The organism is Streptomyces sp. NPDC002671, from assembly GCF_053592475.1.
Map to the genome: position 1 here is coordinate 1 of NZ_JBSFVU010000073.1, position 16,031 is coordinate 16,031.

The following is a 16,031-nucleotide window of genomic DNA, read 5'->3' on the forward strand; positions in this document are numbered from 1 at the left end:
GTCGTCCAACTCGTCGAAGTCCGACAGCGGGCCGGCCGACTGGAAGCCCACCAACTACGCCGTCTGGTGTACCTACGCCAAGGATTACACCCACATCAAGCCCCTCTGGAAGCTGACCACCACACAGGCGGAGAAGTCAGTGCTGTCGGCGATGCTCGACTCCTGCACCGGCTGACGGCCGAAGAGGGTGTGCGCGGCCAAGCCACCTCGTCCGTGCCCGCCCGTCTGCTGGGATGCGTCGGCCGTGAGTGACGGCCCTGGGTAGCCATGCGCACCTTTGCAGTGGTGAGCCAGTGCTGCCAGGTGCCGGTCGGGACCGCGATTAAGGCGTCCGCAGTCGATACGTTGCGGTCGCCCGCTGTTGACGCCGGTGCCAGGCGAGCGCCTCGACTGGTGCAGGCAGTGCTGGCTGCCACTGGCAGTTCTCCCATGCGGCAGAAGGGTGTGCGCGTACCTCCGGCCGCGTTTGCGGGTTGGCAAGTTATTGACGGCAGCTAATGGCAGGTTCATGTCATCTATGCCAGGCTTGGTCCAACCGCCGCACGAGCACGACAACGTCCACAACTGTCCGGGCCGGCCCCACACCGGCTGGATATTCCCCCCACAAAGGAGCTTGTGTGACCTCCCGTTACACACGTCACCAGCGCACCGCTTTGGCTACGGCCACTGCCGTCGCCGCTGCCTCAGCACTTCTGAGCACCGCGCTCACCAGCACGGCTACCGCCCAGCCCGCCGTCGGCAACTCACGACCTGCCGCGGCTCCCATCGCGCTGTCGGCCGCTGCCCGCACGACCCTGATCCAGCAGGCGCAGTCCGGCGCGGCTGAGACCGCGCAGAGGATAGGCCTGGGCGCCAAGGAGAAGCTGGTCGTCAAGGACGTCGTCAAGGACGTCGACGGCACTGTCCACACCCGCTACGAGCGCACGTACGCGGGCCTGCCGGTGCTCGGCGGCGACCTGATCGTGCACACCGCCAAGTCCGGCAGGCCCGAGGGCGTCACCAGTGCCATGAAGGTGAAGCTGAAGCCTGCCTCGCTCACGCCGCAGATCGCCGCCGCCGAGGCCGAGAAGCAGGCGCTGGGCCTGGCCAAGGCGGCAGGCTCGGCGAAGTCAGCCGCGGACCAGGCTCCGCGAAAGGTCATATGGGCGGCGAGCGGCAAGCCGGTCCTCGCCTACGAAACGGTCGTCGGCGGGCTGCAGGACGACGGCACCCCGAACCAGCTGCACGTCATCACCGACGCCGCCACCGGCAGAATTCTCTTTCAGTACCAGGGCATCGAGACCGGTGTCGGCAACACCCAGTACAGCGGCAAGGTGGACCTGACGACGACGCAGTCAGGCTCGTCCTACAGCCTCGCCGACGCCTCGCGCGGTGGCCACAAGACCTACAACCTCAACCACGGGACCTCCGGCACCGGCACGCTGTTCGCGCAGTCCAGCGATACCTGGGGCGACGGAACCGTGTCGAACGCGGCGACCGCCGCCGCCGACGCCGCTTACGGCGCGCAGGAGACGTGGGACTTCTACAAGACCACCTTCGGCCGCAGCGGCATCAAGAACGACGGCAAGGCCGCCTACTCCCGCGTCCACTACGGCAATGCCTACGTGAACGCGTTCTGGGACGACGGCTGCTTCTGCATGACCTACGGCGACGGCTCGAACGACAGCGACCCGCTGACCGCGCTGGACGTCGCCGGTCACGAGATGAGCCACGGTGTCACCTCCAACACCGCGGGCCTGGAGTACACCGGCGAGTCCGGCGGCCTGAACGAGGCGACCAGCGACATCATGGGCACCGGCGTGGAGTTTTACGCCAACAACAGCAAGGACGTCGGCGACTACCTCATCGGCGAGAAGATCAACATCAACGGGGACGGCAAACCGCTGCGCTACATGGACAAGCCGAGCAAGGACGGCGGCTCCGCCGACTACTGGTCCTCCAGCGTAGGCGGACTGGACGTCCACTACTCGTCCGGCGTCGCCAACCACTTCTTCTACCTGCTGGCCGAGGGCAGCGGCGCGAAGACGATCAATGGCGTCAGCTACGACTCGCCCACACAGGACGGTTCCACGGTCACCGGCATCGGCCGCGACAAGGCGCTTCAGATCTGGTACAAGGCGCTGACCACGTACTTCACCTCGACGACCGACTACGCCGGCGCCCGCACCGGCACCCTCAAGGCGGCGTCCGACCTCTACGGCGCCTCCAGCACCGAGTACAAGGCGGTCGAGGCCGCCTGGTCGGCAGTCAACGTCAAGTAAACCTGCACACGCCAAGGGCGGCAGCCGGGACTCACCCCGGGTGCCGCCCCCAGCCTCAGCGTCACCGCTGGCAGAGGGGCGACGACACGCCCGAGCCACGGGCCCTGGATCACTTCTCTGACGGTTTCCTCGTCGGCCTGCACCAGCTTCGCGATCACCGGCACGCGGTTCCCCCAGCCGAGGCCAGCAGCATCATTGCGCGCCGGCAACGCAGCGAACTGGTGCTGCCTCGGCGCCCGATCTGCTGCCGATTGAACAGCACCGTGCATCCAACCGCCATGACCACCGACTCGGCGAACCCATGCGGTCACAGCATTGCAACGGGTGTCATTTCGCCATGGCCACGGTAGCGATGACACCAGCAATGGTCGCCGTCGCCGCGATGGCGCTCCATATCACTGAGCTGCGGTGCCACCAGGGCTGTGGGGGCGTCGGTACGGGCTCGTTGACAGAGGTGCTCGCTGTGCTGCCGCCAGCGGCTTTCGCGCTTGGCGCGACAATGTTGATTGTGGTTCCGTCGCCTCCCGTGATGTTGAATGCCTGCTGTGCAGCCGAATCGATCTGATCAGGACTGGGACTCCGCGACGAACACCGTCAAGCGTGTCCTGATGTGATCGAGGACTTGTTGCAGAGCCGTTAGCCGCACTCTCCAGTGCAGGGACAGTACGGCAGAGCCGTTGCCCAGCTCTTCCGTCACCTCCGCCAGGTACTCGGCTGAACCCGGCGGGCGGAGCTCCAGGTTCCACCCCATGGCGATCAGAGCTTCCATCTCCCTGACCCCATATCGGATCGGCGCATGCTCCCCGATGCCGCGATCACGTACCGACTGAGGAAGCTGATACGGGCTTATCTGCCGGGTATCTTCCATTCGTGGCCGGCCAGGGGCGCTGGGCTCCAGCGTTATCTCGAGCGTTGCTGCGACCTCTCGAAACCTGGGCACTTCCTCGCTGGCTCCGTACCCTTCCAACTGCTTTAGCGCCCATGCACGGAGTTCTTCCTGGTGGGCATAGCCAGCTATGAGCAGAAACCGTCGAAGGGCGATGCCCAAGGAAGCGTCCTCGTCCAAAACGGCACGCTCAAGCTGATCCAGACCCTCGATGTCAGGTGTCGTCACATCAGTTGAGTCTGCCCTGCCCACCACGAGTAGATGAGGGTTTCACGGCACATCGCTTGACTACACGCGCTTGCCGTTTGGTCCGGTTGCCGCTTGGCCGCGATCTTGGCGAGGAGGTCTTGCGTCCAGGGACATTTCCGCACCATCCCCGCAGGGGTCCACGACGTCCACGCGAAGCTGAGCATCGGCAACCTGGGCTTCGAGGAGTACGCGGCATGGGCTCACGATGATCCCGAGGGGATCTGCCGGTCTTTCTGAACGGGGGTCACGAAACTGTAGGCAGAGTCAATTTCACGCGTCCTCATCAGTGATGCTCACGGGAGCGACGGTCCCACTCATGCCGTTGTACTGAACGTGAATGGGTGATGTCGGGCGGGGGCGGCTGCACTGATGAGGATCTTTGGAAACGGCCAGTGCCGCTCTTCGCCTCACATCGTTGGATCTTGAAGCGTGCGGGGTGAGTGGGAGTGAAGAGCATGTGTGAGGACCCGGCGGCCGGAGGCGGCCGGGTTCTGGCGATCGGTGACTGAGTGTTTTTGAACGCTGGCCGTGAGGTGCGTACGGCTGGATGATCTGGGTCGTGGCGGCTGGCGGGACGGCTCGGCGGTACTGCCGGGAGTGTGGTGATCCGCTGCTGGCGTCGATGGCGGCGAGCTCATCCACCTGGAGTGCGCCGACGACTGCGGGAACCTTCGTAGCCCGCACGCGTGCGGCGTGGTCCATGAGCAGAAGAGCCCTGTTTGAAATGAAGGTGATCAGTAGTCGGCCAGGCTGCCGGCGCTGCTCCCCCTTCCATACGAGCTTGGGCTCCAGCGGCTGCGTGAAGATTTCGGCCTCGAACCGGTGGAATACCCGACTACTCGCAAAATGGGCTCCACGCCCAAGGAGCGCGCCGACGACATCCACGCTGCGTTCGCCGATCCAACGGTCAAGGCGGTGATGGCCAGCATCGGGGGCGACGACCAGATCACTGTGCTTCCTTTGCTGGATCGCGAGCTGATCCGCGCCAACCCCAAGCCGTTCTTCGGCTCAAGCGACAACACCAATCTGCTGGTCTTCCTGCACAATCTGGGCATCGTGGCCTAATCGCGGCGCCTGCGTGATGACCCAGATCGGCCGCCCGCATACACTTCACCCCGCGACCACTGATTCGGTACGCGCGGCCCTGTTCACCTCAGGCCCATACGAACTCCGGCCCCCCAAGCGCTACCGCGACACCGACCGCGACTGGGCCGACCCGGCTACCTTCGACAAGGAACCGGACTCGCAGCCCGCCGACGGCTGGATCCGGCACCGGCCCGACCGACTCGTGAAAGGCCGTGCCTGGGGCGGCAACCTGGAGATTCTGTCGTGGCTGTTGATGGCCGACCGCGAGATCGCACGCGACCCAGCCGCCTACGAGGGCCGCGTGTTGTTCCTGGAGACGTCAGAGGAGATGCCGAGCGGGGAGGACGTCTTCCGGATCTTGCGCAACATGGGGGAGCGGGGCCTGCTAGCGCACTTCCCGGCGCTGTTGATGCGCCGTCCCAAAGCCTGGTCCTTCCAACAGCCGAACGACACGGAGGACAAGCGACGCCATGCCGCTGAGCAGCGCGAGGCGGTGCTGCGTGCGCTGGCGGCGTATGCCCCGCAAACCATGGCGGTCTTCAATGTTGACTTCGGGCACACTGATCCTCAGCTAGTGATCCCCTACGGCGGCTTGGTCAACGTGGATGGCCCGGCGTGGCGAATCACTGTGACGTACTGACGGATTTGATCCCCACCAACTTGCTGGCGGGGATCAGAAACAGGCACTGTGCTGTCGTTTAACGTTCGGCTACCTCGGCATCGGAGGCCATCGATGTCCGCAGGATGTGTAGCCATCGTTGGCAGACTTCGTGGGTGACTGGTTCGAACAGCTCGGGTGTCGAGATCTCGACGAGGAACTGGGTCAGCAGGTCCTGGTGTCCTTCCTCGACGTGCACGCGGCCCTCGAAGTGCACGGCCTGTGCCCAGTCGACCAGCTGGCCGGGGCTGGCGAGTCCAGTGGTGACCTCCTCCGCGGCAGCCACGGCGTGGCCACGACGCAAGGTGACAGCCGATGTCGGTTCGCCCTGCCGGGCATCGCTGATGAGTCCGGAGAGCTCACCGTTCCACTGCACCAGGTCTTCAAGTGGTCGGCTTGTATTCGCGTCCATGCTGCCCATCCTGCTTGACCGCATGGTCTTCGGGCAGTGATGGCCGCCAGTCAGCTCGGAACGGGTGTCACACGTAGGGGTTTGGCGCCGACCTTGTGATGGGCGGGCTGTTTGTATGCCTCGCCGGTCGCGGGGACTCTGCCCACGTCATGACGAGACGCCCTGGACTTCTCCTGGGCGGCCGTCGACGGCTCCCACATCCGGGCGTTAAAGGGGGCTCCAAGACCGGACGAAGCCCCGTCGACCGGGGCAGGCCGGGCAGCAAACACCACCTGATCACCGACGCCACCGGCATCCCTCTGGCCGCCACACTGACCGGCGGCAATCGCAACGACGTCACCCAGCTGATCCCACTGCTGGAGGCGATCCCGCCGGTACGGGGCAAGCGCGGCCGGCCCCGTCGCCGCCCCACCGTGGTCCTTGGCGACCGCGGCTACGACCACGACAAGTACCGCCGTCTTGTCTGGGATCTGGGCGTGAAGCCGCTGATCGCCCGCCGGGGCCCCGAGCACGGCTCCGGCCTGGGCAGCCAACGCTGGGTCGTCGAGCGCGCGTTCGCACATCTGCACTGGTTTCGCCGCCTGCGGATCCGCTGGGAGATACGCGACGACATCCACGAAGCCTTCCTCATCCTGGGATGCGCACTGCTCTGCTGGCGACGTCTGAGCTCAGCTGTCGCCCGCTAGTTCTTCTGCAGGGTGCGGGTGACACCCGCGATGACGGCGGTCGTCAGCACCCAGCCGAAGGCGATCAGCAGGTAGGCCAGCCATTGGAGGCTGCCGTTCGACCAGTACCAGGCTGTGCGCTGACCCAGACCACCAATGGGGATCAAGAGGTCGAGTGTGTAGACGAGGGGCTGGAACGGGATGCCTTCGCCTTGTTTGACCGGGTTGGGGGGAGTGAGTGCCGAAGGACAGTGTGCCCAGCAAGGTCAGCGCGAGGAGCCAGACGCCAGCCAGCCAGGGACGGTAGCCATAGCCGACGGTCATGTCGAGCAGGTGCCCCCACCCACGCGCGGCCGGCGGCAGAGTTTGACGCCGATGGCGCTGTTTGGCCAGGAGCACCCGGCGGGCGTCGTGGTCGTGGCCGACCTTCCGGTACCAGCTCGCCAACTGCTCATAGGGTTGGGGGTTGTAGCCCGGGCTGCGTCGTATCCACGCCACACGGTGGGTCACAGAGTCCCGCTGCCCGACTGCCTCCCGCCGCTCGCCTGCCTCGTCCACCCTTGATGGAGCCGTAGACGAAGCCGTCCAGCTCCACCACGTCCGGCCAGCTGTGGTCGCTGTCGTGGAGGTGGGACACCTGCGCGCCCCGCAGGTCCACGGTGCCGGACGGTGGCCGGGCGAGGATGAAATCGAAGTCGACGGCCTGCATCAGTAGGGCGACCAATGACGGGCGGTGGCCCTCGGGCGGCCTGTTCAGGACCGCTCCTTCAAAGGTCAGGTTGTCCGAGATCCGGGCACCCCGCAGCCGAACGGTCCCGTTCGCGGTGAACCCGTCGGAGAAGTCGAGCGTTGAGGCCACTGCGTTGTCCAGGGCGAGCGCCACCCCCGCGTTGGCCGGGGCGTTCCAGTAGTGCGCCCCGCATGTGCAGTCCGCCTGGCAGCTGTGCCCCATGAGACGGACTTCACCATGGGCGACGAATCCGTCCACGCAGTAGACGCCGCCCTCCGCGACCAGTCCGCCAGCGGACAGTGCCCATTGCTCAGGTGCGCTGATCTCGGCGCCGCTGAGATTCACGGCGCCGCTCACGTGGGCGTTGATGAGCGACAAGGCGGTGACCTTGCGGTGGAGGGGCGAGGCAGAGCCGCCTTCCAGGCGAGAGCGCCGCAGGTCGAGCCGTCCCTCGATACGGATCAAGCCCGCTTCCACGCCCGGCACTCGGCTGCCCACAATCGCGATCGACTGGGTCGACGCTCCGGAGAGGTCCACGCCCTCCTCGAACCAGCAGTCCTTGAGCCAGAGGCCGTGAGCGACCTGCGCGCCGGCCAGGTTGAGGTGTCCGGGTATCCGCGCCCCGGCGAGCCTCAGGCACGCGACGGCGCCTGGCTGCGGGGCGTTCGCGCCCTGGAGGAGCGCCACGATCACGGCGGCCCGAACCATCCGCCCGGGCCCCCACTGCCCACCCTTGGCGACACGGTCGTCCTCGGGCACACCCGTACGCAGGTCCACGCGGCGTCCCTCGGGGAACGCGTCCCACAGCTCACGCTCTGGTGAAGTCAACTCGTCGTATGAGAGCACTCAGGCAGAGTGGTGATCTTCCTTCGCACTCGCCTTGCCCTGCCGCGCGCGGATCGGAGGGTGGCCCATTCCGTTAGGAGTTCTTAGCCGCGGCCGACTCCCCCGACGCCGCGCTACGCGCCCTCCGAACCGCCCTCACCGGCTGAGGCCGACCGGCGCTTCCTGACCCAGGCCGCCACGGCGGCGAACGCCACCGGCGCACCGACGGCCGCCTTGACCCCCAGCTTCGCCGCAATCCAGCCGAAGAAGAAGTGGTGCCATCCGTCCGCCCACCACGTGATGCCCGCCACCAGCCCGGCGACGGATAGACCGCCGGCCACCGACACTGCGATGCGAGCCGCACGCCCGAGCTGCGGCTCGCCGTCTTCGTTGATCCTTTCCATGGACCCGACTATAGAAGCGGCTCGTTCGCGCACCGCACGAACGAGGCAACCGAGAGGCCGACTTGCGCCAGGCGGCCACCGCCGCCTCGTCACGTTCCACCGCGCGGCGCACCGGGAGTACGCTCCAGCCCATCCGGTGCAGCGCCTCTGACATGCCCTTGAGGCTGTACGAGACCTTGAAGAGCCGCTTCGTTCATCGGTTCATGCCGCTCGCCGGTCGGAGATGTGGAACTCCTCACCCTAGGACCACAAGTTCGTTCCGTAAGAGGGCGGGTGAGCGGGCGCTGCGGAATCGGAGTCGCCGGAAACGCCTCGATCCGCAACGCTGTTGTTGTGACCGCTTCCATCCACTGAGAGTCCCACGGCGCCCGTGCCGCCGCGGAGTTCGGAGTTCAGGCAGTGCTTTTCGACGTCACCCGCAGCGAACTCGCCGACATCTTCGGCGAGGACCGGATCGCGACCCTGCCCGCCACCGCCTTCCCGCCCATCACCGCGGACACTGAGGGCGCCCGCCTCCTGCAGACCGTCGGCGTCCCCACCGGGACGCTCCGGCTGCGTCAGCCCGACGAGGACGACGGCCTGCTGCCCCTCGTCCAGGACGTCGTCTACATCGAGGACTTCGAGGACGCCGCAGAGGGCGCGGGTGACTGGCCTGTCATCGGCTGGCTGCTCAACGCGCACCTCGCCCTCGACCCCGTATCCGGCAAGGTGTACGCCCTCGACCCCGACGAGGAGACCGTGCAGGAACTCCACACGGACGTCTCCTCCCTCGTCCAGGTCACCCTCCGGTTCCAGCGCCTGCTCGAGGAATTCACCTTCAGCGGCGACGACGACGAGGAAGCCGAATTCGAGCGCCTGGACGGCGAGGTCGATCGCGTCCGTGAGGAGACGAGCAGCATCGACCCGCGCCCCTTCCAGGACGACGAGACCGTCTGGTCCGTAGTGGGCGATGAGATCGCCATGGGCCAGCGTTTCAAGGGCAACAGCCCGGGAGCCCGCTTGCTCTACGGGTGATCGCCGGCCGATGCCGCCCACGCACCGCGCGGTCTGCACGGTGCGCAGGTCGCCTTCCCGCGGACCGGTCTCATCCTCGACCTGCCCGACCAGCTCCCCACTCTGCATAGCCCCGGCCTAGTAGGCGCGTCATGCACGAGACGCTGCTCCATTGATCAGACGCCGGTGGCAGATCAGGGCTGCCGCGATGCCGACGAAGGCGAGGAAACGCTCAGCCTTTCGCTCGTAGCGGCGGTGGAGCCGAGGGTAGCCCGCCAGCCAGGACACCCTCCTCTCGACGACCCAACGGTGCCGGCCGAGACGGTGTGAAACCTTCTCCGCGCTGCGGATCTCCCCCGGCGCCAGGCCTACTACGAGCAGTAACGAGCCCGCGGCATCGAATTCAACGCCGCCCTGCGCCAACTCGCCAACCGGCTCGTCGGGATCCTGCACGGCTGCCTCAAAACCGGCACACCATACGACGAGGCGACCGCCTGGTCCCATGAAACCCACGCACTCGCCGCTTGACGGTGCCGCCGCGCGCTCATGGCTACAGCTCGGGCACCCGGCCATCGAGTGTGGGAGGCTGTCGCCCTGCCAAGTTCATTGTGCTGAGCTTCATATCGATCCTGCGGGCCACCGCCGTATGGCTGCCATCCGGGGCCTGTGGGTAGGTCAGTGCTCCCAGTAGTCGAGGTCGGGCAGCCGGACCCAGGTGTCGGCGGGGCCGGTGACGGCGCGTGCGCTGGTGGGTCGGAGACCCGCGAAGGCGCAGGCGTAGGCGACGGCGTGATGGCGGTAGAGATAGCTGGCCAGGACCTCTTCAGGGGTGTCGTCAGGGAGGGGGCCGCCGCCGGGGTGGAGGTCCCATCCTTCCACGGTGCTGTTGCGGACGATGCTGCCCTGGTTGCCGCTCTTGGGGTTGGCGTAGAGGCCGTAGCCGACCGTATCGGTGGTCAGGCAGGTCATCGCACCCGGGGTGGACGGGGTGTAACCCCAGGGCTGGGTGACGATGCATCCGCCAGGAACGGTCGTGACGCCGGCGATGAGCAGGCTCTCGTCCATGTCGTACTCGTACGGGTCGTCGAGGAAGTCCGCCACGAACTCCTCGTCCACCGGCGTTGCATCCAGGCGGCGGATCGCCTCGGCGGCGTCGATGCCGGCGATGCAAGCGAGGCCGGTGCCCTCGTAATGGAAACGGCCCAGAGCCTCGACGAGTTGCCGACCGCGCTGGATGGTCGCCTGCTCGGCCGCCGTCAGGCCGGGTTCTTCGTCGGGGACAGGGAACAGGTCGGGGACCGGCCCGGCCAGGGCGAGGCGGCCCGGCGACCAGCCGCCAAGCTGGGGCTGCCAGGGATCGGCACCAGCGGCCACGAGGGCCCGGGCATTGTCCGGTTGGTCCTCCATGACGGCCTCCCACAGCGCCGTCGTCCCGTACTCCAGCGCGTCCACGTTCGAGACACGGCCCGCCAGTTCGGCCACCACCTCGGGAGAGCCAAACCCTGCCGCCCGGTGCAGAGGGCGCCCCCCGCCCCACGCATCCGGGTCAGCGCCCGCGTTGAGCCGCGCGCGGATGTCGCCGTGGTCTCGCCAGCTTTCCCAGGTCACACCGGCCCAGCCCGTCATCGTGCCTCTCCGTCCTCTCCGCACCAGCGCGGGCGTCAGCCCCTCCGCACACGATCGCATGCGGGTCCGACAGCCGTCGTTCCAAAGCCGATCCGGTCCGCGCCGAGCCGGTCGGCCGGGTGCCTGCTGCGACGTCAGCAACGCCGGACAGTCGGCGTGTGGGCCCAGGCAATCAGCGCGCCAGCGGGGCGGCGGCCGGGCGCCACGACGGCGAGGAACCCGGCCGAACACCGTCCGGAGTCCAGGACGACTGCTTCTCCGCCCGCCCGTCCGGCCCGCTCTCCAACCGGCCCCGCCCCCGCTCGCCGACCACACGGACAAAGATAGTGCCGACACCGACCACACCAAGGGAGCACGCCAGCTGTGGCAGACGTCAGAGTCACCTACGACAGGACTGCGGACGCGGCGTACGTGTACCTCACCGATCCGCAGGTTCGCACCAAGTCCTCGCGCATGTATCCCTGCGATCTGGTGGATGTCGGCGGCATGATCAACCTTGACTTCGACGAGCAGGGGCTCCTCATCGGCATCGAGGTATTGGCGGCCAGCTCCAAGCTGCCCGAGTACCTGCTCGAGTCGTCTGAGCGTCTGGATGCCGGGGGCGCATGAACTCGTTGAGCAGGAGCACTGTTTCGCGTCGCGTCAGGCTGGACGGACTCACTATGTGTAGCGGCGGCGTAGGTGGGCGATCAATACGACCCGGTGGCGGAGGAGTGGCACTCCGGCGCGTCCTCCCATGATGCGTTTTTGGAGCTTCACGTCGGTGATCCGGCCCTCGTTGACTCCGGAGCTGTAAGGGGTGGTGATTCCCTGAGTGACGGCGTGTTGGTCTTCGCGCAGGGCGGTGGCGATGCTGGCGAGGGGCGCCAGCCCGCTGTTGGTGAGTCGTCCGAGCCAGTCCGGCAGCGGTGTGGCATCGCGGTGTCGAGCATGGCGGCGAACTCGCGGACCAGGCCGTGGGTGTGCCGGAGTTCCGGGCAGTGTTCCAGCGGCCGGCGCAGACGCTCAGCGGTTTGCGGGCCGCGCCGGTCGGGGGCGGTGATGATCCAGCGCGCGGCTTCGCGTGGAGAAGGCGGTCGTTCGCGGGGCTCGTCCAGTGGTAGGCCACGCCTGAGGGGTGCGAGGGCCATCTTTACGCGCTGGTAGTGCCCCAGGTAGCTCTTGCCCAGGAGTTCCTGATGAAGGATCTTCGCGTTGTGTTTGCCCTCGTCCCAGCGTTGCTGCAGGTAGTCGAGGTAGGGATCCAGGGTGGATGGGCGTCGGGGAGCGCGGCGCATGACCTCGTGCCAGGTGCGGGCCCGGGCGTACTTGCGCACGGTCCGGCGGTCCAGGCCGAGCTCACGGGCCGCGGTGGCGTAGGGCCGGCCCGCATCGGTCAGTGCGTGCACGGCCTCGAACAGCCGCCGTGCGTGTCGGCCGGCCGGAGAGTCCATCGGCTCGGAATCGGCATCCGCTGCCTCAGCAGGCTCTGGCCCGGCAGGCGCGAGGAGCGCGGCGGGCAGGCAGCCGCGGTGGGTGGCAGCGACGTCCTGGACCCGCCGGGACAGGCTCTGCCACAGATGGAAGCGGTCGCTGGCCTGGACCGCATCGGGGGCACCGTCGGCGATCCCCTGCCGGTAGAGGAGCGATCCGACACGGCAGGCGACCTCGACACCGGGATGCCCGCGTAGCCATCGGCTCAGCTGTTCGGCGTCCCTGCCCTCCCAGAGCGTCAGCGGGAGACGGGTGGTGGCGTCGACCAGGAGGGTGCCGTAGGTGTCGCCGTAGCGCGCGAAGTCGTCCACTCCCATGCATTCGGCGTCGCCTTGGCGAACCACGTCTGGGAAGAGACCGGAACGGCACCGTAGGCAGTACCCCAGATAATGAGAAGGGCCACGACGCCGGCCTGCCAGCGTCCCAGGATTGGCAGCAGCAGGGTGGCAGCCGCGATCATGGCAGCCGCGAGACCGAAGGTGACTCGGGGATAGCGTGCGACCACCGCCCCGCCCAGGAAGTTGCCGACGATTCCTGCAGCGCCGTAGACCAGCAGGAATACTGTGATCAGTTGCGAGTTGGCATCGGTGATCTGCTCCAGGAACGGCGTGACGTAGGTGCAGGTCCCGAAGTGTGCCAACACGATGAGGAAGGTCAGCAGCAACGCGAAACGCGTGTTGACGGTCTTGAGCATGCCACGCAGCACATTCAGGCGGGTCGTCTGGTTGGGCGGCAGCGGCGGTACAACCAGCACGAGCATGATCAGTACACCGATCGCGAGGGCACCCATCACGACAAAAGCGGTGCGCCAGCCGGCCAGGTCTCCGATCAACGTGCCAGCTGGTACACCGAGCACGGAACCGAGCGGTACCGCAGAGGAGATCACTGCCGTGGCGCGGCCAACCGCCTCGGTCGGCACCAGACGCTCGGCCAATCCTGCGCCGATCGACCAGAAGCCACCGATGACAACACCGACGACGACACGGGAGACCAGGACAAGCCAGTAGCCGGGTGCCGCGGCGGCCAGGAAGTTTGCCACGGCGAGCAGGAGCATGAACACGCACAGCATCAGCCGACGGTCGATACGTGCTGTCGTCACGGTGACCACCGGTGCGGAGATGGCCGCGAGGAACCCGGGCAGGGTCATCATGAGCCCAGCCATGCCGTCAGAGATGGCGAAGCTGGAGCCGATCTTGGTGAGCAGACCGACCGGCAGGATCTCAGTTGTGACGATCGAGAAGATTCCCAGCATCACCGAAACCACGGCCAGCCACCCAATCAATGGAGATCGGGCCGGCAGACCGGCTCCGCCAGTGTGGTGCGTGGTCGCGGTGTTCGTTGAGGCCATGGGTCCCGTCCTGTGAAGGGCCTGTCGTTTCGTGATCAGTGCAGCAGGCTCCGCACGAGGAAGGCTGGCAGTTCGGCGACATCACCCTCGTAAGGCAATGGTGATGTCGCAGATCTGCTGACTCAGCGCGACAACATCAGCGCCAGCCAGGGGCCGACCGGCGCACGAGCACCGACGGCCGACTACGTGCACTGGCAGTCGACGGCCACGGAGCGTAGAGAACTCCATGATCTTGGGAGCCCGTACCTGTCACGTTCCCAGGGCTCCATTGAGCTGGCAGATCATCACGAACCAGACACTCTGCGAGTACACCGAAGCCCTGGGAATGGCGGGCGTGCGGCCCGCGAGCACGGCATCGTCGACGCCCTCGCCGAGGTTGGCGTCAGCTGCTGGGCGGACAAAGCTCCTCGAGGAGCCGGCGGCACGATTGGCCCCCCTTGCTGGGGACGGTGGGAGGCTCCTTCCCCAGGCCAGAAGGCCGTCAACCGGTCCCACGCGAAGACCCGCGCACTCGCCGAGCAGGCCGTCGCCGCCCTCAAAGCCTGGCGGCTCCTCCGCAGACTGCGATGCTCGACCACCCGCATCAGCAGCCTCGTCCAGGCCGTCCTTACCCTCCATCCGACCAGCCCAGAGCGAGGATGAAAACAGCTCCTTGTCTCAGACCGTCGGGTCCCAGAGCCCGCCGGCCTCGCCGCGGGCAAGGTGTTCGGCGTAGACGCCGACCTTCCAGGCGATAACTGAGCGACACTCCTCCAGCGCCTGTATCTGTGCCTCGACGCGCTGCTGATGTGTGTCGAGGAGCTGCAGCCGTTCTGCCTCGTTGCCCGGTCCATGCCGTACCAGCTCGGCGAACCGTTTGAGGTCGGCCAGCGGCATGCCGGATTCGCGGAGTTTGACGCAGATCAGCAGCCAGTCGACATCGGCGGTGGTGTACCGCCGCCGCCCGCCCGCGGTGCGCTGGACCGGTCCGACCAGCAGGCCCTCGCGCTCGTAGAAGCGCAGTGCGTGCACGCTGAGTCCGGTCCGCTCGGCCACCTCGCCGATGCTCAGGGGCTCCGCACGGGTTTCGACAGTCGCCATGCCGCCCAGCCTAGGACTTGATCTAGACCTCGCTCTAGTTTCTAGCGTCGTCGGCATGACCATCACTGATCAGCAGCCGCTCGGCTCGCCCTTCTCCAGCACCAGCACCGCCGAGGACGTCATCGCCGGCCTCGACCTCTCCGGCGCAACCGCCATCGTGACCGGGGGCTACTCCGGACTCGGTCTGGAAACCACCCGAGGCCTGGTGGCCGCCGGGGCCCGGGTCATCGTTCCGGCACGCCGGCCCGGCCTCGCCCGCGCCGCTCTCGCAGATGTGGATGGTTGCGACGTCATCCCCATGGACCTGGCGGACCTCGACAGCGTGCGCGCCGCCACCGCACAGATCAATGACTCCATCGACAGGCTCGACCTCCTCATGGCCGTCGCCGGCGTCATGGCCACCCCTGAGCGACGCGTCGGGCCCGGCTGGGAAGGCCAGCTCGCCGTCAACCACTTCGGACACGTCACCCTCGCCTGCGAGCTCTACCCGCTCCTGGCCGCCGCCAGCGGTGCGCGCGTCGTCGTCAACAGCTCCGCCGGGCACACCTTGACCGACATCCGCTGGCACGACCCGCACTTTTGCACCGGCTACGACAAGTGGCTGGCCTACGGCCAGGCCAAGACCGCCAACGCCTTGTTCGCCGTGCAGCTCGACGCCCTCGGGCGCAACGACGGCGTCCGGACGTTCGCTCTCCACCCGGGCAAGATCATCACTGGCCTCCAGCGAGAGATGACTCTCCAGGAACAGATCGAACGTGGCTGGGTGGACGAGCACGGCACCGTGATCGGCGCCGACTTCAAGACGCCCTCCCAAGGCGCCGCCACCGGCTTGTGGGCCGCCACCTCCCCGCTCCTCGACGGCCGCGGCGGGCTCTACCTCGAGGACTGCGACGTCGCGCGCGTCTCCGCCCCCGACGCGCCCATGGACGACGGCGGCGTCCGCGCCTACGCCATCGACCTCGACGCAGCCGCACGGCTGTGGGAACTGTCCGTCGCGGCGACCGGCGCCACCCCGATCACGCGATGAGTCCGCGCTCTGCATGCGCCGGGCTACGCGCCGCTGCGGCACTCGGCGCGGGACGGGAAGCCTTCGGAATCCGGCAGGCGAGAGCAGCCGGGCACCCATAGGCGTAGACGGACCGGCGCGACCGGCTTCCGTGCGCAGTCGCAACTCGGGATCGGCGAAGCGGGTACGCGTCATGAAGTTCCTTAAGAATGTTGGGCGGTCCGGGAGGACCGGTCTCGGCGACGGCCCAAAATGGGCTCACTGACGGCGTATCAAATCTGACCCACTTGGTGATCTTCATCTGATCCTGGCCTTGGTGATCAAGGTCA

The 16,031-nt window shown here is 67.2% G+C and carries 14 protein-coding genes and 5 pseudogenes; 8 read left to right on the top strand and 11 right to left on the bottom strand.

The genetic code is table 11. The features are described 5' to 3' along the window. Positions 1-617 precede the first annotated feature (617 nt). Positions 618-2,261, top strand: a complete 1,644-nt coding sequence (locus tag ACWD35_RS42220; protein WP_451356659.1) for a M4 family metallopeptidase — start codon at positions 618-620, stop codon at positions 2,259-2,261. Between the two features lie 565 nt (positions 2,262-2,826). On the opposite strand, the gene ACWD35_RS42225 is transcribed toward ACWD35_RS42220, so the two are convergent. Beyond that, positions 2,827-3,375, bottom strand: a complete 549-nt coding sequence (locus tag ACWD35_RS42225) for an AbiTii domain-containing protein (protein WP_451356660.1) — start codon at positions 3,373-3,375, stop codon at positions 2,827-2,829. 105 nt (positions 3,376-3,480) lie between these two features. On the opposite strand from ACWD35_RS42225, the gene ACWD35_RS42230 reads away from it, so the two are divergent. Then, positions 3,481-3,633 carry a DUF6924 domain-containing protein gene (locus ACWD35_RS42230; protein ID WP_451356672.1) on the top strand — a complete coding sequence of 51 codons (153 nt, stop codon included), beginning with the start codon at positions 3,481-3,483 and terminating at the stop codon, positions 3,631-3,633. 507 nt (positions 3,634-4,140) lie between these two features. After that, positions 4,141-5,122, top strand: a pseudogene (locus ACWD35_RS42235) (S66 family peptidase); the annotation flags it as partial. A 58-nt stretch (positions 5,123-5,180) separates the two neighbouring features. On the opposite strand, the gene ACWD35_RS42240 reads toward ACWD35_RS42235, so the two are convergent. After that, on the bottom strand, positions 5,181-5,561 hold the full coding sequence (locus tag ACWD35_RS42240) for a hypothetical protein (RefSeq protein ID WP_451356661.1): 381 nt from the start codon (positions 5,559-5,561) through the stop codon (positions 5,181-5,183). A 153-nt stretch (positions 5,562-5,714) separates the two neighbouring features. On the opposite strand from ACWD35_RS42240, the pseudogene ACWD35_RS42245 reads away from it, so the two are divergent. Beyond that, positions 5,715-6,238: pseudogene (locus ACWD35_RS42245) on the top strand (IS5 family transposase); the annotation flags it as partial. On the opposite strand, the gene ACWD35_RS42250 reads toward ACWD35_RS42245, so the two are convergent. The 4 genes and pseudogenes from ACWD35_RS42250 to ACWD35_RS42265 all read right to left on the bottom strand — a co-directional run. Continuing rightward, entirely contained in the window at positions 6,235-6,384 is a 150-nt protein-coding gene (locus tag ACWD35_RS42250; RefSeq protein WP_451356662.1) for a hypothetical protein, read from the bottom strand. The pseudogene ACWD35_RS42245 and the gene ACWD35_RS42250 overlap by 4 nt on opposite strands. A 284-nt stretch (positions 6,385-6,668) precedes the next feature. Further along, positions 6,669-7,793 (bottom strand): hypothetical protein, encoded by a 1,125-nt coding sequence (locus tag ACWD35_RS42255; protein ID WP_451356663.1) that lies wholly within the window; start codon positions 7,791-7,793, stop codon positions 6,669-6,671. 113 nt (positions 7,794-7,906) lie between these two features. After that, positions 7,907-8,176, bottom strand: a complete 270-nt coding sequence (locus ACWD35_RS42260; protein ID WP_451356664.1) for a hypothetical protein — start codon at positions 8,174-8,176, stop codon at positions 7,907-7,909. A 73-nt stretch (positions 8,177-8,249) separates the two neighbouring features. Next, positions 8,250-8,354: pseudogene (locus tag ACWD35_RS42265) on the bottom strand (winged helix-turn-helix domain-containing protein); the annotation flags it as partial. Positions 8,355-8,575: 221 nt separating this feature from the next. On the opposite strand from ACWD35_RS42265, the gene ACWD35_RS42270 reads away from it, so the two are divergent. Next, entirely contained in the window at positions 8,576-9,190 is a 615-nt protein-coding gene (locus ACWD35_RS42270) for an SUKH-4 family immunity protein (RefSeq protein WP_451356665.1), read from the top strand. A 129-nt stretch (positions 9,191-9,319) separates the two neighbouring features. Here the strand turns inward: ACWD35_RS42270 and ACWD35_RS42275 are convergent. Both ACWD35_RS42275 and ACWD35_RS42280 read right to left on the bottom strand, forming a co-directional pair. Next, positions 9,320-9,499: pseudogene (locus tag ACWD35_RS42275) on the bottom strand (hypothetical protein); the annotation flags it as partial. Positions 9,500-9,844: 345 nt separating this feature from the next. Beyond that, positions 9,845-10,795 carry an ankyrin repeat domain-containing protein gene (locus ACWD35_RS42280; protein ID WP_451356666.1) on the bottom strand — a complete coding sequence of 317 codons (951 nt, stop codon included), beginning with the start codon at positions 10,793-10,795 and terminating at the stop codon, positions 9,845-9,847. 363 nt (positions 10,796-11,158) lie between these two features. Here ACWD35_RS42280 and ACWD35_RS42285 point away from each other — a divergent pair, with 363 nt between their 5' ends. Continuing rightward, positions 11,159-11,404 carry a DUF2283 domain-containing protein gene (locus tag ACWD35_RS42285; protein WP_451356667.1) on the top strand — a complete coding sequence of 82 codons (246 nt, stop codon included), beginning with the start codon at positions 11,159-11,161 and terminating at the stop codon, positions 11,402-11,404. Between the two features lie 146 nt (positions 11,405-11,550). On the opposite strand, the gene ACWD35_RS42290 is transcribed toward ACWD35_RS42285, so the two are convergent. Then, a complete protein-coding gene (locus tag ACWD35_RS42290; protein ID WP_451356668.1) occupies positions 11,551-12,585 on the bottom strand; it encodes a transposase in 1,035 nt (344 codons plus the stop codon). After that, positions 12,507-13,616, bottom strand: coding sequence for an MFS transporter (locus ACWD35_RS42295; protein ID WP_451356669.1), 1,110 nt, complete (start codon positions 13,614-13,616; stop codon positions 12,507-12,509). The genes ACWD35_RS42290 and ACWD35_RS42295 overlap by 79 nt, the downstream gene beginning before the upstream one ends. Before the next feature lie 333 nt (positions 13,617-13,949). Between ACWD35_RS42295 and ACWD35_RS42300 the strand changes: the two are divergent. After that, a pseudogene (locus tag ACWD35_RS42300) lies at positions 13,950-14,258 on the top strand (transposase family protein); the annotation flags it as partial. A 15-nt stretch (positions 14,259-14,273) separates the two neighbouring features. On the opposite strand, the gene ACWD35_RS42305 reads toward ACWD35_RS42300, so the two are convergent. After that, positions 14,274-14,696: a MerR family transcriptional regulator gene (locus ACWD35_RS42305; protein WP_451356670.1), complete on the bottom strand. Its 423-nt coding sequence runs from the start codon at positions 14,694-14,696 to the stop codon at positions 14,274-14,276. A 55-nt stretch (positions 14,697-14,751) separates the two neighbouring features. Here ACWD35_RS42305 and ACWD35_RS42310 point away from each other — a divergent pair, with 55 nt between their 5' ends. Further along, positions 14,752-15,723 (top strand): SDR family NAD(P)-dependent oxidoreductase, encoded by a 972-nt coding sequence (locus ACWD35_RS42310; RefSeq protein ID WP_451356671.1) that lies wholly within the window; start codon positions 14,752-14,754, stop codon positions 15,721-15,723. The last annotated feature ends 308 nt before the right edge of the window (positions 15,724-16,031 follow it).